Source organism: Nocardia sp. NPDC058499 (assembly GCF_042719915.1).
Classification (GTDB): Bacteria; Actinomycetota; Actinomycetes; order Mycobacteriales; family Mycobacteriaceae; genus Nocardia.
Window position 1 is genome coordinate 1 of sequence record NZ_JBHXMZ010000024.1, and the last position, 22,634, is coordinate 22,634.

General features: G+C 66.1%; 15 protein-coding genes and 1 pseudogene. 5 read left to right on the plus strand and 11 right to left on the minus strand.

The genetic code is table 11. The annotated features are described in order from the left end of the window. Positions 1–3: 3 nt before the first annotated feature. A complete protein-coding gene (locus ACFWPH_RS33920) occupies positions 4–1,185 on the plus strand; it encodes an acyl-CoA dehydrogenase family protein (RefSeq protein ID WP_378756416.1) in 1,182 nt (393 codons plus the stop codon). A 268-nt stretch (positions 1,186–1,453) separates the two neighbouring features. Here ACFWPH_RS33920 and ACFWPH_RS33925 read toward each other — a convergent pair whose 3' ends face one another. From ACFWPH_RS33925 to ACFWPH_RS33935, 3 genes are all read right to left on the minus strand, one after another. Next, positions 1,454–2,929 (minus strand): aldehyde dehydrogenase, encoded by a 1,476-nt coding sequence (locus tag ACFWPH_RS33925; protein ID WP_378756396.1) that lies wholly within the window; start codon positions 2,927–2,929, stop codon positions 1,454–1,456. Between the two features lie 57 nt (positions 2,930–2,986). Beyond that, positions 2,987–3,772, minus strand: coding sequence for a hypothetical protein (locus tag ACFWPH_RS33930; protein ID WP_378756397.1), 786 nt, complete (start codon positions 3,770–3,772; stop codon positions 2,987–2,989). Between the two features lie 665 nt (positions 3,773–4,437). Beyond that, a complete protein-coding gene (locus tag ACFWPH_RS33935; RefSeq protein ID WP_378756417.1) occupies positions 4,438–4,836 on the minus strand; it encodes a flavin reductase family protein in 399 nt (132 codons plus the stop codon). A 564-nt stretch (positions 4,837–5,400) separates the two neighbouring features. Here ACFWPH_RS33935 and ACFWPH_RS33940 point away from each other — a divergent pair. From ACFWPH_RS33940 to ACFWPH_RS33955, 4 genes are all read left to right on the plus strand, one after another. Continuing rightward, entirely contained in the window at positions 5,401–6,237 is an 837-nt protein-coding gene (locus ACFWPH_RS33940) for an SDR family NAD(P)-dependent oxidoreductase (protein WP_378756398.1), read from the plus strand. A gap of 288 nt (positions 6,238–6,525) precedes the next feature. Next, on the plus strand, positions 6,526–6,675 hold the full coding sequence (locus ACFWPH_RS33945; protein ID WP_378756400.1) for a hypothetical protein: 150 nt from the start codon (positions 6,526–6,528) through the stop codon (positions 6,673–6,675). Between the two features lie 586 nt (positions 6,676–7,261). Beyond that, positions 7,262–8,002 (plus strand): hypothetical protein, encoded by a 741-nt coding sequence (locus ACFWPH_RS33950; RefSeq protein ID WP_378756401.1) that lies wholly within the window; start codon positions 7,262–7,264, stop codon positions 8,000–8,002. After that, complete coding sequence (locus ACFWPH_RS33955) at positions 7,999–8,766, plus strand: hypothetical protein (RefSeq protein WP_378756402.1); 768 nt, start codon at positions 7,999–8,001, stop codon at positions 8,764–8,766. The genes ACFWPH_RS33950 and ACFWPH_RS33955 overlap by 4 nt, the downstream gene beginning before the upstream one ends. 150 nt (positions 8,767–8,916) lie before the next feature. Here ACFWPH_RS33955 and ACFWPH_RS33960 read toward each other — a convergent pair. The 8 genes and pseudogenes from ACFWPH_RS33960 to ACFWPH_RS33995 all read right to left on the minus strand — a co-directional run. After that, positions 8,917–9,036: pseudogene (locus tag ACFWPH_RS33960) on the minus strand (short-chain dehydrogenase); the annotation flags it as partial. Positions 9,037–9,086: 50 nt separating this feature from the next. Next, positions 9,087–11,597 carry a glycoside hydrolase family 78 protein gene (locus tag ACFWPH_RS33965; protein ID WP_378756403.1) on the minus strand — a complete coding sequence of 837 codons (2,511 nt, stop codon included), beginning with the start codon at positions 11,595–11,597 and terminating at the stop codon, positions 9,087–9,089. Between the two features lie 1,049 nt (positions 11,598–12,646). After that, a complete protein-coding gene (locus ACFWPH_RS33970) occupies positions 12,647–13,621 on the minus strand; it encodes a LacI family DNA-binding transcriptional regulator (RefSeq protein WP_378756404.1) in 975 nt (324 codons plus the stop codon). Positions 13,622–13,901: 280 nt separating this feature from the next. Next, positions 13,902–16,145 carry a glycoside hydrolase family 3 C-terminal domain-containing protein gene (locus tag ACFWPH_RS33975; protein WP_378756405.1) on the minus strand — a complete coding sequence of 748 codons (2,244 nt, stop codon included), beginning with the start codon at positions 16,143–16,145 and terminating at the stop codon, positions 13,902–13,904. Between the two features lie 685 nt (positions 16,146–16,830). Next, positions 16,831–17,823: a LacI family DNA-binding transcriptional regulator gene (locus ACFWPH_RS33980; RefSeq protein ID WP_378756418.1), complete on the minus strand. Its 993-nt coding sequence runs from the start codon at positions 17,821–17,823 to the stop codon at positions 16,831–16,833. A gap of 58 nt (positions 17,824–17,881) precedes the next feature. Beyond that, on the minus strand, positions 17,882–19,126 hold the full coding sequence (locus tag ACFWPH_RS33985; protein ID WP_378756406.1) for an alpha-hydroxy-acid oxidizing protein: 1,245 nt from the start codon (positions 19,124–19,126) through the stop codon (positions 17,882–17,884). Continuing rightward, entirely contained in the window at positions 19,126–20,577 is a 1,452-nt protein-coding gene (locus ACFWPH_RS33990) for a rhamnulokinase family protein (RefSeq protein WP_378756407.1), read from the minus strand. The genes ACFWPH_RS33985 and ACFWPH_RS33990 overlap by 1 nt, the downstream gene beginning before the upstream one ends. Next, entirely contained in the window at positions 20,574–22,610 is a 2,037-nt protein-coding gene (locus ACFWPH_RS33995) for a bifunctional aldolase/short-chain dehydrogenase (protein WP_378756408.1), read from the minus strand. The genes ACFWPH_RS33990 and ACFWPH_RS33995 overlap by 4 nt, the downstream gene beginning before the upstream one ends. Positions 22,611–22,634 lie beyond the last annotated feature (24 nt).

Genomic DNA, 22,634 nt, shown 5'->3' on the forward strand with positions numbered 1-22,634 from the left:
GACATGAGTAATCAGGTGCTGGATAAGATCGTCGCCATCGCTGACCAGATCAGCGCACAAGCCGACGAATCCGAGTCACTCGGTCGTCTCTCCGACGATACGGCCAAAGGTTTGAAGCATTCCGGGGTGATGCGGATGCTGGCGCGCAGAAAGTACGACGGGTTCGAATCGCACCCCCGCGAGTTCGCCGAGACCGTCATGAAGACTGGCAGTATCTACGGTTCGGCCGGTTGGGTGTGTGGAATCGTGGGCGTGCACCCGTGGCAGTTGGCGTTTGCTGATCCCCGTGTGCAAGAGGAAGTTCTGGGCACCGATACCGATACCTGGCAGGCTTCGCCTTATATGCCTGGCGGAATCGCCATGCCAGTCGACGGCGGGTACGTCCTGTCGGGGCGGTGGCAGTTTTCCTCCGGCACCGATCATTGCGACTGGATTTTTCTCGGCGCAATGATCGGCGGTGCGGACGGCGCGCCGTTGATGCCACCCCGGGCACTGCACGTCATTTTGCCGCGCGCCGACTACGACATCGTTCCGGACAGCTGGGACGTGGTGGGACTGCGTGGGACCGGCAGCAAGGACATCATCGTCACGGAAAAGTTTATCCCCGGCTACCGGGCGATGGACGCCGCGGCGGTGACGGACGGTACGGCCGCGCAAGAGTACGGAGTCACCGAAACGCTCTACAAGATGCCGTGGTCGACTATGTTCCCATTGGGCATCACGTCGGCGACAATCGGCATCGCCGAGGGTGTGCTGGCAGCAGGTATGGCATATCAACGCGAACGCGTCGGCGCCGCCGGCACCAGGATCAAGGACGATCCGTACACGCTTTACGCCCTGGGTGAGGCGGCGGCCGAGATAGACGCCGCGCGACAGCAGATTCTGAGTAACGTGGACCGCATTTTCGACCAGGTCGACGCAGGTAGCGAGATCAGCTTCGCCCAGCGTGCCGAAGCGCGCCGCAACCAGACGAGGGCAGCGTGGCGGGCCGTGCGGGCGGCGGACGAGGTCTTCGATCGGTCGGGCGGCAATGCGTTGCGAATGAGCAACCCGCTTCAGCGTTTCTGGCGGGACGCCCACGCAGGGCTACATCACGCGATCCATGTGACGAGCACCGTGTATCACGCAGCCGGCCTCAGCTCGTTGGGGATAGATCCCCCGGGTCCGCTCCGAGTAATGATCTGACCGCGGACGTCGACCATGCCAACTAGATAGGGACATCTGCCTCGGCTTTCTTCACGGCCGAGCTCGTCCGGGCCTGGTGCTCGCTGATCATCCGAAGACATCGGCGAGCACCAGGCCTATCGGCCTGCGATGGATTTCCGAGCGCCTGACGGGTGAACGCGTTCCGCGACGCGGTGTTCGAGGCCGAATCGTAGCCCTTGGCACAGGGCCCGACAGATCGAGTTCAGCCGCCGCGGAACGGGTCACCATCACCTCACCGGAACTGGGATCAAGCGACCGGTTGCGTGGGCAATTGGCCGGCACTGACATAAACAGACTGATACTCCACGAAAGCAGCCAGGCCTTCCGGCCCGAACTCGCGGCCGATGCCGCTCGATCCGAATCCGCCGAAAGGGGAACCCAGATCCATCTGGTAATAGTTCACCCCGAAGGTGCCCGTCCGGATCTTCCGGGAAAGGTCGATCCCGCGCTGCTCGTCGGCGGTCCAGACGGACCCTGCCAATCCGTATTCGCTGTCGTTCGCGAATTCAACCGCCTGATCCTCACTGACGTATGGGATCACCGCAACGACAGGCCCGAATACTTCTTCCTGAGCCAATGGACCGGAGTTGTCGACGTCCGCGAAGACTGTCGGTTCGACAAACCACCCGTCGGGATGTGCCGGTGGGCGTCGGCCGCCGGTCACCATACGAGCGCCGGAGTCGCGCGCGGCGCCGATATGCTTGAGCACCCGGTCGCGGTGCGAACTGGTAACCATCGGCCCACATGTGACCGCGGGATCCAGTGGATCACCGACAACCAGGGAGCGGGCCGACTCGGCCACCGCATCGACGACCTCGGCATAGCGGGAACGAGGTGCCAGTATGCGTGAATGCAGAATGCATGCCTGGCCGTTGTTGATAAATGAGTTCGCTGGCAGGTTGGCGGCGAAATGATCGAGATCTGCGTCCTCGAGAACTATCGAAGCCGACTTGCCTCCCAGTTCGAGGGTTACCCGCCGGATCAGCCGACCGCAGACCTCACCGATCCGGCGCCCTGCCTCGGTGCTTCCGGTGAACGAGACCTTGTCAACTCCTGGATGAGCGACGAGTGCCGCACTCACCGTGCGGTCAGCGGGTACCACATTCAACACACCGGGCGGGATTCCTGCCGCCTCTGCCGCCTCTGCCAGCACGTAAGCGTCAAGCGCAGTCTCTGGTGATGGCTTGACCACCACGGTGCACCCGGCGGCCAGGGCAGGAGCGATCTTGGCCATCGCGATAAGGTGTGGGAAGTTCCAGGGCACTATTGCCGCGACGACGCCTACAGGGGTTTTCCTGACAATGGTTGCACCTCGCCCGCTGGGCCGCACCTCCTCTAGGTAGCCGGTCTCGATCAGATCTGCGTACCTGTTGAGTATCGAAATCGGCACGGCGACATTCGATATACGCGATATCGACGACGGCGTCCCGTTCTCTCGACTGATCAAATCGGCAGTGTGATCTCCACGCGTATCCAGTTCCGAAGCGAAGCGGCGCAGGACCTTTGCGCGGTCCGTTGCGGCCATCGAAGGCCATGGACCCGAATCGAAGGCCAGTCGCGCCGAGCGAACTGCCGAATCGACATCATCACCACTGCCCATCGGCGCGGTTCCGATCGGCTTGCCTGTCGCCGCCTCGAATACCGGATAGGTATCGGTCGACTGCGGCGACCGCCATTCACCTCCGATGAACAGCTCGGTCCGCGTGTAGTCCGGGAACGTCATGAACCATCCTCTGCAACAGAATTAATCGAACGGAACTCGGGCCAGGCCCGAACGCAGTCACCAGTCTTTCCACGGGATGATCGTGCGCAGGGGGCCATCCAACAGCAACTCGGCGGCCTCGGGGCAGGGCCGTCCGAAACCTGCTGCTGCACGGTCTTGCTCGAAGCTCGCCAGATCCTGGCTGACCTCTGCCGGGTCGTGGTCGAGGTAGAGAACGCGAATACGGACCGTCCCTGGCGTGAATCGATGATCATCTTCGGATTCCGGCCGTAGCGACGAATTGCCCGGCAGCGAATGCAACGAGAAAGTCCATGCACCGGCAACCCCGTCGCGTTCGAGCAAGGCCGGGATATGGACTTGGTCTTCCCAGTGGAACTGCTCATGTGTGTCGAGCCCATGTGGCTCGCTGTGATACGTGACGGTGATGTGCAACCCGCGGTTGGGCCGGAACGGCAACGCTTCCGCCGAGACGCCGATGCGGGCCGCCGCATACCCCTTCACCGGCGTAAAGAAAGCCAGTAACGGTCTGCGGACGCCAGGTATCCGCGGACCCCGCCCCCATTGAAACGAGTCTTCCCCCAACTTGTGCCATTCGGCCACGTTCTCCTCGTACGGGGGGCGGAACCAATACATGGCTACATAGTCGGTGCCGGCCAGGCTCATGGCCGGAGATCGGCCGAGCTCGGCGTACTCAGCGGGCCGGGCCCACCGGTCCCCCCATGCGACGCCGGGAAGCAGTAGGTTCTCCGGGCGATGGTCCAGCTGGTGCCATTCGTTGTACGCCCGGTGCATCTCGGGATCCGCGAGATCGACGAAAGAAAAGAATGCGCGTTCGGAAAACACCGATACCTCCTGAAATTGTTCTATTTCTCGGATGAGCTGCGCCGAGGCGTGCTCGAATTCGTGTCCGCTGCGACCTCGCACGGGCGAGCGTGCTCGGGTAAACGACGCGCCAGTTCCTTCACCGCCGGAGGCAAGTCTCTCTCGACCGGAGAGCCGGCCTACCGCGCTTGCGACCACCCTCATCGCGGTCGCCTCACTACGCGGACCAGACCGCACAGCCCCAGAGTTCAGCCGCGAACGTCCAGAGCCGCTCTTGGTTTCGGCGAACGGTCGGCCGTGTGCATGCACTCACCGTAGGTGCACACGCGGCACTCATGGGTGCGCGGTTCCACAGAACGGGAAACTCGGTACATGCAGGACTTACACAGGCCCTACCAACACCGTGCCGGGAGTACCCGCTTGCCGCCGAACTCCACCCTGGTTCCGGATTATCTCCGCGCGGCCGAGGCATCTCAGGCGCCCTCAGTGGAAAGCCCTCGCGGCCGGATCGCGGGGTCATCCTGTACAGGCATGAGTCAGTGCAGCCTGAGAATGCGGCGCCCGGTCGGTGGGTCGATTCGCGACTCGGACAGAGCGCGGCCGTGTACCCAGTCGTCGATGGTGGAGCGCTGAACTTCTCGACCAGCACCGCGCATCCACAACGTGCACAGTTCAGGACTGCATCGTCACCGCTGCGCTCCTTCCGCTGCTGGGCCGAGACTTCCGTAGCGGCCCCGGAAGAAGACCAGCGGCGCGTTATCGGATGCGTAGAGGTGCCGTACCCGTGATACAACGATGGTGTGGTCACCGGCCGAGTATTCGGCCTCCTGCTCAGCTTCGATCCAGGCCAAGCAGTCGGTGAGGACCGGGGCACCGGCAGGAGAAGGCGCCCAGTCGATTCCGCGAAACTTCTCGGGTCCCGGGGTGGCCAGTCGGCGACAGATGTTCTCTTGATCTGCCGACAGGATATTGACGGTGTACCGATCCGCCGCACGCACTCGCGGCCACGAGGTACTCGTGGTCGCGACGCAAAATGCGATCAGCGGTGGGTCGAGCGAAACCGAGGTGAACGAGTTGGCCGCCAGGCCGTTGGCCTGTCTCCGGGTCGATACCGGTGATCGCTACCACGCCCGTCGCGAAATGCCCTAGAACGGTTCGCAGTAGTGCAGGGTCCAGCTCGGCCGAGTCGGCGCCGAGGACTCGCTGCACCGAGGCGGATCGATGTTTTATCGAACTCATCACAAGCTCCTCGTGACTCTCCGGTCAAGCATGAACCAACCGTATCCGGGCGTTGCTCCGAGAGACACGAGCCTCCCGGTGGACGGGACGCTGCGAGCCCCGCAGGCGCGGCCCCTGAGCTCGATGCCACTGCGATCGCCACCTAGGCCACCGATAAAGCCATGTCCGAGATATCGATCGATATGTGTCTCCGATCAGCGGGATCACTGTGGCTCGTGGAGCCGAGTTCCCATCTGCCGGAACAGCGACAGCCATCCGAAGGCCGGATGCGATCCCATAGGCCTGCTGCGGCCGATGGTGCCGTCGTGAAGGGAAGCCGATGCCATCCACCGCCCAGGACGACGGGCAGATCAGAAGCGTGCGCGTACCGGGGTCCGGACGATGCCATCACAACGCAACGAGAGTGAATCATGCGTGAACTGAAGGGCCGGGTCGCGGTCGTCACCGGCGGCGCGAACGGAATCGGCAAAGGGCTGGCGACACGATTCCTCGAAGAGGGTATGAAAGTCGTCGTCGCGGACAACGACACCGGCGATCTCGAGAAAACAGTTTCCAAGTTGAGCGCGCTCGGCGAAGTGCTCGGTGTCCGCACCGATGTCGCCGACGCGGATTCGGTGCAGGCGCTCGCGGACGCGGCGGTGGACCGGTTCGGCGCCGTGCACGTGCTGTGCAACAACGCCGGAGTGGGTGGAGCCCAGCACTTCTCGACCATCCCGCACGCCACCTGGGAATGGACGCTCGGCGTGAACCTCTGGGGTGTCATCAACGGCTGCCGGATCTTCCAGCCGATCCTAGCCGCCCAGGAAGAGGCTTACATCGTCAACACCGCTTCGATGTCGGGTTTCCTGACCGGCGGATATCTGACCCCTTACAGTGTGTCGAAGGCGGGGGTGATAACACTGTCCGAGGGGTTGGCTTTCGAATGGGCTACGGAGTTTCCGCATATCGGCGTCGCGGTGCTGTGTCCGGCTTACACCGCCACGTCCATCCGGCACGACGAACGCAACGCTCCGCCCGGGCATATCCCGCGCGCCGTAGCCGACCCGTCGTTGATCGAACATCAGGAGACGGTGGACCGGGCCATCGAAGAGGAAGGGATGCCGGTTTCGCAGATCGCGGAGCTCGTCGTATGCGGTATGGCGGAACGCAAGACCCATATTTTCCCTCGCCCCGAGTGGCTGAAGTTGTGGGCCGACCGTGTGGACCGCGTCAACGCGCAGGCGGATTCGCCGTCCGCAGTGGACTGAACCGCGAAACGCGCCACCATTCGGTTCGACGAGTGTATCGACCGGTTCGAGTGGAGGCGTGTTGCGGACCGTTCAACTGACTGACGCACTGCCTTTATCGATTCCGATGTACCCGCCAATGAACGGCTGACTCGAGCGGTTGCTTGTCAGCGTTGCGGGACGCCGAGGGCCTTTCGCAACTCAGCAACCCGGAGATCACCGCGACACTGGCCGCACGGCGGTCGGCCCGAACACACAGCTGTCCCCCATGTTCGCCCGGACCCGCGTCGAATCCACGGTTCCCGCCTGGTGTTTTCACACTGGTCCTACGAACCGCTCTGTTTCCGCGACTACGCCCGCCAGTTCCGCGACGCGGTGAACCTCTCACTGGTGCTGCTCGGCGGAATCACCAACCTCGCCGGCATGCATGCGGGATGGAAGGCGGGTTCGAGTTCGTAGCGATGGCGCGAGCACTACTGCGGGATCCCAAGCTGATCAACCGTATCCAGGCGGAGTCTTCGACGAAATCGCCGTATGTCCAGTGCAATCTCTGCGCGGCACGAATTTTCACTGGCACTCGATGCTCACTGATCAGCACCCGCCCGCGGCAGACTACCGGCACGGGCCCTACCCGGCACCCCATCCTTCCTGAGGTGCGCAGGGTTCTTCAACGCGGAGATCCGGCCCGGCCCCGCGCAGGCCCATAGACGACGACCTCGGTAGCGGCTGCGTCCGCGTATCCACTACCCGCCTGCGGAAAGGTCATATCGGTCGTCCACATTTCTGGAACGACGCCCAGACAGACTGCCGACAGTGCCAAGCGGCCACGCAGACTTCCTCTGCGCAGATAATGCTGAACCACAGCGATCACGGTTCATACCAGAGGGCCGACCGCCCTGATCAACGCCGATCCTCCCGCTGAGCGGGAGGTGGTTCGCGAAAGCATACGTCAGCTCGGGCGCCGCAAGCTACTGTACTGTCTCGCGCTAGTGATGCACGCCTCCCAGGGCGCCTTATATGGTGCACATCACGAACGAGGATGCTTATGAAATTGCGCCGATCGACGACGACCGCCGCCTTGGCGGCGGCTTTCGCCGTCGCGATACTGGCCGATCCGAACGCCGGAAACGCACACGCCGCCGACCCCGTCTCGTACCACGCCTCGATAGTCGGCGGCTCGGTGGTCACACGCCTCGACAGCGGCGCCTTCGAGGTGGATGACACGGCGGGTATGGTAGCCATCCAGGACAGCGTCGGCGAAAGGATCGACGCCCTGCCGCTGAACTACTCGGTCGACGGACAGCAGCTCGCCCTGCGTCACGAGATCACGGCCGACGGCCGGACCCTGACCCTCACCCCGGAAACGGCCGGACTCGATCGCACGGCCCTGAAACCCGTCGCCTCACCGCTGGAGAACCAGCTGGCGATGAACGATCTCATCAACGCGGTGAGCATCAGTACCTCTCTCGGCACCCTGGTCGGCACCGCGGTCGGCGCGCTGGCGGGCATCGGGGTGGGCCTCGTGCTCTCCGGGGCGTCCTGCGCCGTCCTGAGCGTCGGATGTGTTGTCGCCGTGCTGCCCATCGTCAGTCTCACTGCGGGCGTTGGCGGTATAGCCAGCCTGATCATCGCCGGTGGCCCGGTCTCGGCTGCTGCCGCGTTCGAGTACGTCACCACTCTGAACGCGCCGCCCGGAGCGACTAAGTACGCCGATCAAACGCGAGGGAAGCCGGGCGGCGCGCCCGCCATCACCCCCGGGCATCTCGTTCCGGCGGCGACCGAATGATCAGGCCAGTGGGCGCGCTGGCCGTAATCGCGGCTGGCACTGCCGCTGTCGCGGCACCGGCGCACGCACAGCCCGCACCGGAGAGCACCTTCCGAACTACGATCGCGGCCGAATCGGTGGTCACCACTCTCGAGAATGCTGCCTTCACGGTGGCCCCCGGCGGGCAGTCGGTCACCGCAAGGGACACGCGGAACCAGATATTGGCCGCGTTCCCGCTCACTTTCCGGATCGGTGAGCAATCGTTCTCGATAGTGCAGCAGATCTCAGCCGACGGGCGAACGCTCACACTCACTCCCGATGTCTCGGCGGTGCGGGCTCGAGCACCTCAGCTGGTGGCCTCACCAATGGAAGAGCAGCTCGCACTGAATCAGCTGTCCGCGGATCTCGGCCGTAATATGGGTATCGGTGGTTTCGCCGGAATGGCGGTCGGCGCGGCGATCGGGGCGGTGATCGGTTTGGGGTCGTGCCTGGTCGTTGGACCCGCATGCCTTGCCACCGCACCTGCCGCGATCGGCGCTTTCGCCGGTATCGGCGGCATCGCCGGCACCCTGGTGGCCGGTGGGGCGGCTCTGGCCGATTCGGGCTGGAAGTACGTCCTCACTCTGCAAGCCGCGCCCGGGACCAGCCCGTATGCGGGACAGGACGGAATCATCGACGAGAACGGGACAGGCGTCCCGGACGCGAATCTCAGGTTGCCGTCGGGCTCCGCCGACGGTTTCAAGAGCGGATCGGGCGGCGGTTCCGGATCAGGCGGCGGGCAGTAGGCCGATCGACCACCGCCTCCGGTAATTCGACGAGGGAAGTGGAAGGCCTCGGTGACCGTATACACGGTCACCGAGGCCTTCTGCTCGAACCACCGTATTGTCGAAGCTTGGTTATTTCACCGCCGGCCATGAGGATCCGCGATCTGTGCGTCCGCACTCGCCAGAAACCGCCACCAGGTTCATGCCCTGCTCGGCGAGCTGGATCGTGAACTCGGCCCCGACTCCATCGGATCCTCCCGCAATGACGGTCCAGGGCCCGTACTTGTGCAGATCCGCCTATATCTCTTTGATCCCGGGCGGCCAGGCACCTGGTCCGGTGGTCACAGTTCCCGACCCAGCGCATCTTCCAGATCGGCGCGGAACCGCTCGGATGCCTGAGGCACGTACTCCAATAGTGTGTTCAGCGAGAGCGCGGCTGCCTCCGGGGCCTTGCCTTCGATCGGGATGCCGGGCAGATGCTCGGCGAACACCTCGGTCAGTGTCCGCCACACCCGCAAATCGTCGGCGAGGACGCGCAGCGGCGTATCCATTGTGTGCACGGGGTTTGCTCGGGTAACCGGCAGCTCGTACTCCCAATGATGCCTTCCCGCGGCGACGGTCAGGACCCGCCCTGCAGGGTCGGCCGGCAACACTACGGTCGCTTCCACCCCAGGAGGCAGGACGACGTCGACGGTCATATTGTCCTCCGCGAGCCGCCAGGAGACATCAATGCGCCCGTGCACAGTGTCGTGGGTCAGCGTCGCGTGGGTCAGCCCGCCGCCGGGCACCGGCGCGACCCGCACTCGGCGGTACCCCGGCTCGATTGCCTCGAGCCCGCCCACCACTCGGTGCAGCCAGTCGGCAACGGCACCGTAGGCGTAGTGGTTGAGCGAGGTCATACCCGAGGGATGCAATGTCCCGTCGGGGCGGATCGCGTCCCACCGCTCCCAGATCGTGGTGGCGCCCATGGTGACCGGATACAGGAACGACGGCAATTCAGTCTGCATCAGGGTGAGATAGGCCTCTTCCACGTGCCCGGTCTTCGTCAGTGCGGGCAGCACATGCGGAGTCCCGGCGAAACCGGTGGATATCCGGAAACCGTTGCGAGCCGTGATATCCGCCAGCCGCTTCCCGGCGGCCGCGAGCTGGCCCGGGTCGAGTAGATCGAACATGATGGCCAGTGCGTAGGCGGTGGCGGTTTCGTTCACGACACGGCCGGAAGCGGTGACGTATTCGTGCCGGAACGCCGCGCGAACCCGGTGAGCGATAGCAGTGAATTCGGCGGCGTCGGCGGTGCGGCCGAGGATCTCCGAGCTCTGCGCAAGCTGCGCGGTGGCACGGCAGAAGTAAGCCTGGGCAACCAGGTGCCGATCGGTTTTTCCTTCGGAGGGCCGGTCCTCGGGGGCGTCCGGATCGAGCCAGTCGCCGTACTGGAACCCAGTGCTCCACAGGGCATTCCGGTCGAGCCGACCGGCGATATCGCGTACGTACGCCGTCATCGACGGGTAGGCCCGCCGCAGGATCTCCACGTCACCGTATTCCCGGTACAGCGTCCATGGCACTCCTACGGCGGCGTCGCCCCAGAGTGCGGTCGGTGGGGATGGGGTGTCCAACACATCGGGGACAACGAACGGTACGGCTCCTTGTTCGGCCTGTTCAGCAGCCAGGTCGGCAAGCCAGGACCCCAGCACGCCACGCACGTCGTAGAGGAACGCGGCCACCGGAACGAAGGCGTGCAGATCGCCGGTCCAACCCAGTCGCTCGTCGCGCTGAGGGCAATCGGTGGGCACGCCGACAAAGTTGCCACGCATGGACCAGAGCACGTTGGAGTGCAGCTGGTTCACCCGTCCGTCGCTGGTGTCCAACCATCCGGTGCGAGTCATATCGCTGTGCAGCACCACCGCCGCGAGCGCGTCCGGCGCGAGCTCGCCAGGCCAACCGTCGACCTCGACGTAACGGAAGCCGTGGAAGGTGAAGCGCGGTTCCCAGGTCTCGGGGCCCTCGCCGCGCAGCGTATAGCGATCGGTGGCCAGCGCGGTGCGCAAGGTGGTCGGGTCGATCTCGTCGCCGCGCAGCAACTCGGCGTGGCGCAGCGTCACGGTGGTACCGGCGGGGCCGTCCACTTTCATCCGGGTCCAGCCGCTGAGGATGCGGCCGAAGTCCACAACGTATCGGCCACCAGGGCGCGGAGTCACCGAGACCGGTGCCAACTCTTCGATCCGGCGTATGGGAGGAGCGATCTGTTCGGTGAGAACGCTGGTATCCCAGTCGAATTCAAGTACGGGTTGCCAATCGGCGGCATCGAAGCCCGGCGCACACCAGCCGCGCGGCTCCAGGCGGGCGTCCCAGGACTCGCCGTCGTAGAGACTGTTGGTGAGCACTGCCCCAGTGGCAGTGGTGAACTCGGGGCCCGAGGCGATGATCTCAGTGCGGTCCTCGTGGTCGAGCTCCAGTTCGAGGAACAACGCGGGCCGGTCCGCGTAGTGGTGGCTTTTTCCCTCGTAGCCGAGGCGGCCGACCGCCCAGCCCGCACCGACTATCGCGCCGACCACGTTGGACCCCGCAGTGACGAGCTCGGTCACGTCGTAGCTGCTGACCACCAGGCGATGCCGGTACGATGTCCAGCCGGGGGCGAGCACCTCGTCGCCCACGCGTACGCCGTTCAAGTAGGGTTCGACCACTCCGATAGCGGTGACACGCAGGGTCGCTCGGCCCGGCCGGCTGGGCGTATCGAACGCCCGGCGGAAGTATGGCGCGGGGCCGGCGGCGGGTAGCTCGGCATCAGAGGTGATGAATACGCCGGATACGGGCATGGGGGCCGGCCTGGCCGGGCCGGGAATCGTCGGCGTCACGGAACCACCTTCATCTTGGAAGTCATCGCAAATGATACTACCTCGTGCTAGTTTGCGACGTCGCAGTCCGACTCGGGCAGCTGATCGAACCGCACGTACTACGACATCCACGTCGCCACCGAATCAAGGACCGATCCAGTTGTCACCCCAGGAGAATTCCGACGCCGCGAAACAAGCCCGTACGTCCGGAGGCCGAGCCACGTGGTTCGCGCCGCTACCAGTGACCGAACATCTGGACTACTTCGCCACATGTCCGAACTGCGGATATCACGCTGAAGCAGTGACGGTTACCCCGGCGGTCACGGCCGAGGACCGGATGCCGCACATCCTCGTCCGCTGCGGTATGCCGTGCGGCTGGCACGAGTACCAGCCGTATCGAACCCGGCGGTGACGGTCCACTCCGGTCGTCCGGCCGGCCCGGGGGCCAGAAGCACCCTCGTTCTTCGCACGGCAGGCATCTCGGCCTCGATGGCGACCAGGGATCAGCGACACCGACCACGATGACCTGGACGATCTCGGAACTTGCAAGCGTAGAGAGGTGGCGGCGCAGCACCTCGGGCGGCGACCGGGTCAACGAGCAGCAGGCGGATCGGCATAGGCAACGAGAATCGGGCGGCCGGACAATCCTGCAGTGACGGCAGCGGTTGTGCCGCCTTCTCACCTGGTCGCGATGCACGCGTAACAGCACGTATCGCCACCGAGTCGAGCGCGATCTGGACCAGGATTCAGCCGAGTCCGACGATCGTCACATTCGGCGCGACGGCGACAAGACCACCGCCGCCACGACAACCGATGCGCCTCCGATCGTCCACGGCCCGTCGAGGCCGAGGCTGCGGGGCGCGGCGTGTTCGTGAATCATGCGAACGCGCCGCCTCGAATGCCAGGCCCCATTTCAAAAAGATGCGCTCGAGTTGTAGTCCCGGTTCGAACGGAGTGTCCGGCGTTGCCGAGCGGGTCATGCGTCAACTCCGGCTGTGGTGACGCTCGACGGACGACTACGCCCGCAGTCAGTGCGAGAGCCAGAGCCCGGCCGGCAGCGACGGATCCGGCTAGGTCGATTCGCGGCGGACGACGGTCAAATCGGGAGCGACCTCCTCTGGCGGCGCGACCAGCTCCCCCGCAGCGTGCAACGCCATTTCGGTGACATACCGGACGAGTCCGCCCATTTCCATCCGTACCGTCGATAACGCGGGGACGAAAGCCTCGGTGAAAAGCGAGTCGTCCTGGCCGATAACCGCGAGCGGCGCCGGCACTCCGATCCCGACCCGCACAGCCGCACCGACAACCAGTGCGGCGACAAAGTCGTTGAAGGCGACCACACCGGTGACCCCCTCGTCACGCCATTCCTCGACAGCCCGCCGCGCGGACCCGTCGTTTCCGGAGACCGGACGCACCCGCAGTGGTTCGATACCCAATTCGGCAGCCGTGGCCTGCGCCGCATCGAGGCGGGCCGCTCCCAGTTCAACGAGTCGCTCGTCCACCGGTTGCGCGAACGCCAGTCGGCGATGCCCTCGCGAATACAGATGACGTACCTGTTCGACCGTGCCGGCTACCACCGCCACCGAACTGGCGACCGGGAGTGTAATGACCGACCGGACACCGCTGTCCTGCGCCGAACGAGCCTCGGCCGCATCGAGTTCACCGAGCCCCAGGATCACATCGGGATGCAGACGCTCCCAGAGCGGCCGTACGCGATCCCCCGTGCGCCGGGTGTACGGGATCGTCGTATAGCCGGCCTGGTCGAGGTGGTAGGAGACTTCGTCCAAGAATCCGGCCATACTGGATTCGATCGGCCAGTCCGGCAGCAGCAGCATCACCAGCCGGGTGCTGCCCCGCCGCAGCGCCTGTGCCGCCGGATTCGGCCGGTAGCCGAGACGTTCTGCCTCATCCAGCACCCGTTTCCGGGTCGATTCCGGAATGGTCTGTCCTGGCGTGTTGTTCAGCACGAAGCCGACCGTGGCTCGCGACAGCCCGAGCGACCGGGCCACATCCGCGGCGGTCACCCGCTTGTTGGTCACCGGCATTCCCGCACCTCCCGAAACCCACATACCCAGCCATCGAAAACGCTAGCACGTGCCGACCTGCGGACCGCGCGAGCGATCGGGCGCGGGACCGTCGGCTTTTCGCCCGCTACGCCGCGAACGAGCTTTCGAGTCGGGCGAGGTAAGCGTTGTGCCCGGTTCGGCGCCTGTAACCGGGGACGTTGGACACGCACCTCGGGCGAATGCGGCCCACAGTGAAGGTGAGCCGGGTTGCGGGAGAACTCGTGTCCGCGACACAGCAGCGTCTTCGTCATTCTCGTCCTCACTCGATATTCGCTGTTGTCATAGTCGCAGTCATCAGATGCTCGAGTTGTTGAACGGGAACAGCCCCGCCGAGGAACGCCGCGAACTGCTTCATCGGCATCGACTCGACCATCCGAAGCATCTCCGTGCTGCCGTCGGACGGCCCGGCCTGCTCGGGAGTCATCCACATTTCGTCCCTGAGGGCAGGGCCGGCGACAGGGTGAGCAAACCACTCCCCGACCGTTGAATCCAGCGTCAGCGGGCGCGAGATATCGTTGCCGGAGAGCGTGATGCAGGTCGAAGTGATGACGGTGTGCGCATCGGTACAGACCTGGATGTCGTAGTCTCCTGCGGCTACGACCCACCGACTGAGTTTCACATCCCAATAGGCGAACGCGCGGTGGTCGAGCACAACCTCGACGGTGCGCGTCTCGCCAGGGGCGAGCTCGACCTTGTCGAACGCCCGGAGTTCCCGCAGCGGGCGGCGGACCGGCCCGGCCTGAGGGCCGACATAGATCTGCACGACATGTTTGCCCGGCCGGTCCCCGGAGTTGCTTACTCGTACGCGAGCGACAGCAGTATCGGGGCCGGTCGCCGTGACGTCGAGCCCGGCCGTCTCGAAGGTCGTGTACGACAGCCCGTGCCCGAACGGATAGCGCACCGGAACATCGGCGGTCACGTAGTAGCGATAGCCAACGAGCATGCCTTCGCCATAGCGGACGTGGCCCTGCTCGCCGGGAAAGTTCATCCAACTCGGGGTGTCCTCGAGTCGCAGCGGAATCGTCTCGGCGAGGTGCCCCGACGGATTCACGACACCGAAGAGCACATCTGCCAGTGCGCCGCCGCCCGCTTGACCAAGCAGGAAGCCTTCGATAATCGCGTCGACGTCGTCGTGCCAGCCCTCCAGCGACACCACACCGCCGTTCGTCAGCACGACGACCGTGCACGGCGCGGCCACCGCGACGGCACGGATCAACGTAACCTGCTCCGCGGGCAGGACGATCGAGTCGCGATCGAAGCCCTCCGATTCATCGGCCGCGGCCAGGCCCGCGAAGACCACCGCGATATCCGAGACACCGGCAGCCCGGACCGCGTCCGCGTGCAATATCTCGGCGTCGGCGTCGCTCGACTGCCCGTATCCGGGTGCATATTCCACCGGGATCCCTCGATCGTCGGCGAGTGCGCGAATCTCGTCGAGCGCCACGTCGATGCGGGTCGCGTTGATATGTGAACTGCCACCGCCCTGGAAACGCGGGCGAGCGGCTAGCTCACCGATCACCGCGATGCGCCGGCCCGCAGAAAGCGGAAGCACGCCGCCGTCGTTCTTCAACAGGACGACGGAGTCCGCTGCCGCTTCCCGGGCCAGCACGTGATGCTCATCGACCTCGATCTCTCCAGTCGGCACCCGGGGCAGCTCCGTCAGGGCGAGGACGCGGCGCACAGAGGTATCCACGTCCTCCTCCGACAGCCGGCCCGAGCGCACCGCGGCGACGATTTCCGCGTCGGTGCCGCCACCACTACCCGGCATCTCCAGATCCATGCCCGCGGCGACTCCGGCGACCCGGTCGTTCACCGCTCCCCAGTCCGATACCACTGCGCCCGCGAAGCCCCAGTCCTTCCGCAGCACCTCTGTCAGCAGCCACGGGTTGTGCGACGCGAACACCCCGTTCACCCGGTTGTAGGAGCACATGACCGTCGCCGGCGACGCGTTCCGCACGACGCGTTCGAACGCCGGCAGGTAGATCTCCCGAAGAGTGCGCTCGTCGACGTCGGCGCTCACCCGCATCCGCTCGGTCTCCTGGTTGTTCGCAGCGAAATGCTTCACCGACGCGCCCGGGCCCTCCTGCTGCATCCCCGCGACGTGGGCGGCTCCCAGCACACCGGAAAGCAGCGGGTCCTCGGAGTAGTACTCGAAATTCCGGCCGCCCAATGGGGAGCGTTTGATGTTCACACCCGGGCCGAGCACCACCGAGACGCCGAGCGCCCGCGCTTCCCTGCCGACCGCAGCGCCGATGCGCCCGGCGACGCCGGGATCCCAGCTGGACCCGACCGCGACGGCGAGCGGGAAACATGTGGCGGGGTGGCTCGCGTTCATACCGAGATGATCCGATTGCCCGGTCTGCAATCGGATACCGTGCGGGCCGTCCGTCAGGACGATCGACGATATCTCCGCCTCCTCGATCGGCTTCGTCGACCAGAAGTCGCGGCCGGACAAGAGGGACGCCTTCTGTTCGAGCGACAACTCGGACGGTTCGATCGTCATATCTGCTCCAAGATCCTCAAGGGTTGTTTCCGTGTCGCGCCCGGTAAAGACGCAGGGCTGCAGAGTCCACACAGGCAGGTGGCGAGAATGGAGGGTGACAGGCGAAGACGGTCGCCGGCCAGTCTTTGGACCCGCCGACCATCCGGCCTGTCGACCATCCGTACTGAGCGGATGCCGAGCCGCGAGGGGCCCCGGGACCGCTGGGGAGTCTTGCCGGAGCGCAGCCGGAAGCTAGCCGCCTGTCGCAGGACTCGCGCGGTCGGCCCGCGCAAACGGGTCATGGAATACCTCCGGGTCTCCGATCTCACCCCAGTCTAACTATCACGTGCAAGTTTCATCGAGTGGCCCAGCGACCGACCGCAGTCCGGCACGGCCGATTCACCTATAGGGGGGTGACCGGCCGGGCGTCCGAGTCAGCCGAGCCGTTCGAGGACCACCGCCTTACCATGGCCGCCACCGTCGCACATGGTCTTCAGACCGAACTGCCCGTCGTGGGTCCTGCAGGTTGGTTAATAGGTGTGGCAGCGAGGGAAGCACCGCTCATCGAGGTAGTCGCCCGTGCAGGCATGGTCTGCGATGGCCGCCACCATACTGTCGACCGTGCGGAATCAAGTCATCCAGCCGTCCATCGCGGCATCAGCCGCGCCGGTGCGGTAGCCAGTGGTGGGGCCACAATGGCTTCGGGCTACCGTCCGCTGGATGCGCGCTCGATCAGATCGGGGCGGTAGCAGATGTGTTCCGGTTCGGCACCTCCGCCGCCGCTCGCGGCGGCAACCAGTAGGTCGATGGCCGAGGTGCCGATCTCCGCGCGGGGCTGACGAATCGAGGTGAGCGGCACGACGGCCGATTGTGCGAAATCGATATCGTCGTAACCGACCAGCGCGACCTCGGCCGGCACGGCGATTCCGCGCAGCGTGAAGGCTTGCAGAACTCCGATGGCGAGCAGGTCGTTGACGCAGAACACCGCGTCGGGGCGGTCGCCGTCGGACAGGTCGACGAGGCGTTCGCCAGCTTCTCGGCCGGCCAGGACGGTGGGTGCGGCGGTGTCGACCATAGTGAGGGTCACACCGGGGTGGTCGGCGGCAGCGCGGCGGGCGCCGGTGCGGCGATCGGCTACCTGGGTGAGTGACGCGGGACCGCCGACGACGGCGATGCGGCGCCGGCCGAGGGCGCACAGATGCCGTACTGCCAGGTCGCCGCCGGCGATATCATCCAAGGCGACCGAGGAGAAGGGAGTGCCGTGGCCGTCGCGGTCCACCAGCACCACGGGTATACCGCGCCGGTGCAGCGCGGCCAGGCGTTCGTGGTCGTGACCCGACGGGGTGATCATGAGCCCGAATATCCGCTGTTCGTCGAAGGTGTCGAGGTAGCGGCGTTCGCGGTGGGGGTTGTCGTCGCTGGAGCCCAGCAGCACGACCAGGTCGTGATAGGCGGCGCGGGACTGGGCGGCGCGGGCCACATCGGAGAAGAAGGGGTTACCGATATCGAGCACGACCAGGCCGACGCAGCGGGAGCGGCCCGCCTTGAGCTGACGAGCCGCGTCGTTGCGCACGAAGCCCAGCCGATCGATGGCGGCGAGAACCCGGTCGACGGTCGCGGGTGCGACCTTGTCGGGTGCGTTGAGCACATTGGAGACGGTGCCGACCGATACCGATGCCGCGGCGGCGACCTCCCGCATGCTCACCACTGGCACCGACACCTCCTCCGTTCGTGCAGGCATCGCTGCGGCCTGCTCATCACCGATCTTGGTCGGGTATCGGTCGTGGGGCAAGCCTGGTCAACTGGGTGACGTGCTGCGGTGTCAGTTCCTCCAGGCAGGTCACGCCGAGCAGTCGCATGGTGCGTTCGATCTGTCCGGTCAGGATTTCCACGGCGCGGGCGACACCGGCTTCGCCGCCGGCCATGAGGCCGTAGAGGTAGGCGCGGCCGATGAGGGTGAAGCGCGCACCGAGCGCGATCGAGGCGACGATATCGGCGCCGGACATGATTCCGGTGTCGAGGATGATCTCGGTATCCTTGCCCAGTTCGGACGCCACCTCAGGGAGCAGGTGGAACGGTATGGGTGCCCGATCGAGCTGGCGGCCACCGTGATTCGAGAGCACGATACCGTCGACACCGATATCCACCACAGCGCGCGCGTCGGCGACGGATTGGATGCCCTTGACCACGATCTTGCCCGGCCACTGGTCCCGGATCCAGGCCAGATCGTCGAAGTCCACCGTCGGGTCGAACATGGAGTCGAGTAGTTCGGCGACGGTGCCGGACCAGCGGTCCAGAGAGGCGAAGGCGAGGGGTTCGGTCGTGAGGAAGTCGATCCACCAGCGTGGCCGGGGCAGCGCATCGAGCACGGTGGCCGGGGTGAGTGCGGGTGGGATGGACATGCCGTTGCGGGTGTCACGCAGCCGGGCGCCGGCCACCGGGACATCCACGGTCACCAGCAGGGTGTCGAAACCCGCGGCGGCAGCACGTTCCACCAGGGCCATGGAGCGGTCGCGGTCCTTCCACATGTAGAGCTGGAACCAGTTGCGGCCGTGCGGGTTCGCCGCAGCGACGTCCTCGATGGAGGCGGTGCCCATGGTGGAGAGCGAGAACGGGATGCCGGTGCGGCCGGCCACCCGGGCGCCGGCGTATTCGCCTTCGGTCTGCATCATCCGGGTGAAGCCGGTGGGGGCGATGCCGAACGGCAGCGACACCGGTGCACCGAGCACCTCCCAGCCGGTAGTGACCTTGGAGACGTCGCGCAGGATCGCCGGATGGAATTCGATATCGAGGAACGCCTGCCGCGCGCGGTCGAGTGAGATCTCACCTTCGGCGGCGCCGTCGGTGTAGTCGAAGGCGGCGCGTGGAGTGCGGCGCTTGGCGATTCGGCGCAGGTCTTCGATGGTGAGCGCGGCATCGAGCCGGCGCGCGACACCCACGCGCGGCTTCTCGAGCTGCATCAGCGGCGCGAGATCACGGGGTTTCGGGAGTTGGCGTTTCATCAGCCTGCTTTCTCGACGGGTTCGGTGCGCGGCTCGTACCGCTGCGGCGGGAACGCGGTGGACACCTCGGCGCGCAGCGCGTCGACATCACCGTGCAGCAAGCCGTGGGTGCGGGCCTGCACCAGTATGTTCCCGAGCGAGGTCGCCTCGACGGGACCGGCCAGTACCGGGACACCGGCGTGCTCGGCCAGCAGCCGGCACAGCAGCCGGTTGCGGGCGCCACCGCCGACGAGGTGGATGGTGCGCAGCGGGATTCCGGTGAGTTCCGCGGCGACCCGCACTCCGGTGGCGAAGGCGGCCGCGAGACTTTCCACGATGGCGCGCACCATGGGGACCGGGCCGTCCGGCACGGGGAGCTCCCGGGTGCGGTACCAGTCGGCGATCCGGGCGGGTATATCGCCCGGAGCGAGGAATGCCGGGTCGTCGACGTCGAATACGGCCGCCGGAGCGGGAGCGGCGGCAGCAGCGGCGAGTAACCGGGAAAGGTCCACCGTGGGGTCGGTGCGCTGCCAGTGCCGCACCGACTCGCTGAGCAGCCACAAACCCATGACATTGCGCAGGTAGCGGGTGCGCCCGTCGAGCCCGGCCTCGTTGGTGAAATTGGCCGCCCGCCCGGCCGCCGAGACCAGCGGTGCGGGCAGTTCGACACCGACCAGCCCCCAGGTACCGCAGGAGATATAGGCGGAGACGTCCGGCGCCATCGGCACCGCGGCCACGGCGGACGCAGTATCGTGGGAGGCCACGGTGCTCATGGTGAATGTACGGTCCAGCCCGAAAGCTGCGGTGACCCCGGGTAGTACCGGCCCCAACGTCGTGCCGGGTTCGACCACGTCCGGGAAGAGATCCGGCAATCCCATCCGGGTCCGCACCTTCTCGTCCCAGCGACCGTCCAGCCCGAGCAATCCGGTGGTGGAGGCGTTGGTGTGCTCGGTGACCCGGGCACCGGTCAGCCAATAGCCCAGCAGGTCCGGGATCAGCAGCGCCTCGTCCGCGGCTTCCAGTGCACCCGAGAGTTTCTCGGTGGCGAGCTGGTAGATCGTGGTGAACGGCAGGAACTGCAATCCATTGCGGCGGTACAGCTCCTCTCGGCCCACCATCGCGTGCACCGCGTCCACTCCGGCGGCGGAACGGGAGTCGCGGTAGTGATAGGGCAGCCCGAGCAGTGCGCCCTGCCGGAGCAGCCCGTAATCGACGGCCCACGAGTCGATTCCGGCGCCGAGCAGGGTGGGTTCCAGCCGGGCAGCCTCGGCCAGCCCACGTCCGATATGCCGGTACAGACCGGGCAGATCCCAATGCAGTGCCTCTCGGTCACCGTGCCACAGCGGAAGCGGGTCGTTCGCGAACCGGGCGACCTGACGCATCGAGATGCGACCGGGACCGACCCGGGCCAGCATGACCCGTCCACTGGTGGCGCCGAGATCGACGGCGGCGACCGCGCCGGTGCCGCTCATCGCAGGAACGCCGCGGCGACCCCGGCGTCGACCGGCACGTGCAGACCGGTGGTGTGCGAGAAATCCGAACTGCACAGGGCGAACGCGGCGTTGGCGATGTGTTCGGGCAGCACCTCCCGCTTGAGCAGGGTGCGCTGCGCGTAGAAGGCACCCAGTTCGGATTCCTCCACTCCGTAGACGGCGGCGCGCTGTGCGCCCCAGCCGCCGGCGAAGATACCGGAGCCGCGTACCACACCGTCCGGGTTGATGCCGTTCACCTTGACGCCGTGTTCCCCGAGTTCGGCGGCCAGCAGCCGCACCTGATGTGCTTGATCGGCCTTGGCGGCGGAGTAGGCGATATTGTTCGGTCCGGCGAAAACGGAGTTCTTCGAGGAGATGTAGAGAATATCGCCGCCCATGCGCTGATCGATGAGTGCGCGGGCCGCCGCCTTGGCGACCAGGAACGATCCCTTGGCCATCACGTCGTGCTGGAGATCCCAGTCGGCTTCGCTGGTCTCCAGCAGCGATTTGGACAGCGACAGACCGGCATTGTTGACCACCAGGTCCAGGCCGCCGAACGCGAGCACCGCCGCGTCCACCGCCGCCTGCACCTGCACTTGGTCGGTGACATCGGCACCGAATCCGATCGCCACATCGGCCGGCCCGATTTCGGCGGCCACCTCGGCGGCCTTGTCCCCGTCGCGGTCCGCTATCACGACACAGGCGCCCTCGGCGGCAAGCCGCTGCGCGATGGCCTTGCCGATACCGGAGGCGGCGCCGGTGACCAGGGCGATCCGGGTGGCCAGCGGCTTCGGTTCCGGGCGTCGTGCCAGTTTGGCTTCCTCCAGCGCCCAGTACTCGATGCGGAATTTCTCCGATTCGTCGATCGGCTGGTACCGGGACACTGATTCCGCGCCGCACATGACGTTGATCGCGTTCAGGTAGAACTCGCCGGCCACCCGCGCGGTCTGCTTGTCCGCGCCGTAGCTGAACATGCCGACGCCCGGGATCAGCACGATCGCCGGGTCGGCGCCGCGCATGGCGGGCGAGTCCGGGGTGGCATGCCGCTCGTAGTAGGCGCGGTATTCGGCCCGGTAGGCCTCGTGCAATTCGGTGAGCCGTTCTTTGCACTGCTCGAGGGAAGCGTCGGCGGGCAGGTCCAGCACCAGCGGCGCGACCTTCGTGCGCAGGAAGTGGTCCGGGCAGCTGGTGCCCAGCGCGGCCAGTCGCGGATGCTCGGCGCGGGCGAGGAATTCGAGCACCGGCGCGGTATCGCTGAAATGCCCGACTTGGCGGCGGTCGGTGGAGGCCAGCCCGCGCAGGAATGGCGCCAGCGCCGCCGCCTTCGCCCGGCGCTGTGGTTCCGGAAGCGCCTCGTATCCGGGTAGCACGGGACCGAACGGCTCGGCCTTACCGTTCGCCGCCAGGAACCGCTCGATGGTTTCGATGATCTCCCGCGAATTCGCCTCGGCTTCGTCGGACGTATCACCCCAGGCGGTGATGCCGTGCCCGCCGAGGATGGTGCCGATGGCCTGCGGGTTGCGTCGGCGGATGTCGGCGATATCGAGGCCGAGCTGGAAACCGGGGCGCCGCCACGGCACCCACACCACCCGGTCGCCGAAGATCTTCCCGGTCAGCGCGGGCCCGTCGACGGCGGTGGCCAGCGCGATCCCGGAATCCGGATGCAGATGGTCCACATGCGCCGCCTCCACCAGACCGTGCATAGCGGTATCGATGGAGGGGGCGGCGCCGCCGCGACCGTGCAGCGTGTAGTCGAACGCGGCGACCATCTCGTCCTCGCGCTCCACGCCCGGGTACACACCGGTCAGGGCGCGCAACCGGTCCAGCCGCAATACGGCCAGGCCGGCCTCGGTCAGGGTGCCGAGATCGCCGCCGGAGCCTTTGACCCACATCAGCTCGACGGGCTCACCGGTCACCGGATCGGTGTCGGTGCCCTTGGCGGAGGTGTTACCGCCCGCGTAGTTGGTGTTCTTCGGATCGGCGCCGAGCCGGTTGGACCGGGCGATGAGTTCCGCGACCGTGGGGTGGGTCATGACGGGTGTTTCCTCTTTCTGATC

Bases quoted from the DNA above. Each gene is read 5' to 3' on its own strand.
- ACFWPH_RS33990 (WP_378756407.1), bottom strand. From the start codon at position 20,577: ATGAGCGGCACCGGCGCGGTCGCCGCCGTCGATCTCGGCGCCACCAGT.
- ACFWPH_RS33980 (WP_378756418.1), bottom strand. From the start codon at position 17,823: ATGCGGGAGGTCGCCGCCGCGGCATCGGTATCGGTCGGCACCGTCTCC.
- ACFWPH_RS33955 (WP_378756402.1), top strand. From the start codon at position 7,999: ATGATCAGGCCAGTGGGCGCGCTGGCCGTAATCGCGGCTGGCACTGCC.
- ACFWPH_RS33975 (WP_378756405.1), bottom strand. From the start codon at position 16,145: ATGACGATCGAACCGTCCGAGTTGTCGCTCGAACAGAAGGCGTCCCTC.
- ACFWPH_RS33940 (WP_378756398.1), top strand. From the start codon at position 5,401: ATGCGTGAACTGAAGGGCCGGGTCGCGGTCGTCACCGGCGGCGCGAAC.
- ACFWPH_RS33995 (WP_378756408.1), bottom strand. From the start codon at position 22,610: ATGACCCACCCCACGGTCGCGGAACTCATCGCCCGGTCCAACCGGCTC.
- ACFWPH_RS33950 (WP_378756401.1), top strand. From the start codon at position 7,262: ATGAAATTGCGCCGATCGACGACGACCGCCGCCTTGGCGGCGGCTTTC.
- ACFWPH_RS33925 (WP_378756396.1), bottom strand. From the start codon at position 2,929: ATGACGTTCCCGGACTACACGCGGACCGAGCTGTTCATCGGAGGTGAA.
- ACFWPH_RS33970 (WP_378756404.1), bottom strand. From the start codon at position 13,621: ATGCCGGTGACCAACAAGCGGGTGACCGCCGCGGATGTGGCCCGGTCG.
- ACFWPH_RS33985 (WP_378756406.1), bottom strand. From the start codon at position 19,126: ATGAAACGCCAACTCCCGAAACCCCGTGATCTCGCGCCGCTGATGCAG.
- ACFWPH_RS33920 (WP_378756416.1), top strand. From the start codon at position 4: ATGAGTAATCAGGTGCTGGATAAGATCGTCGCCATCGCTGACCAGATC.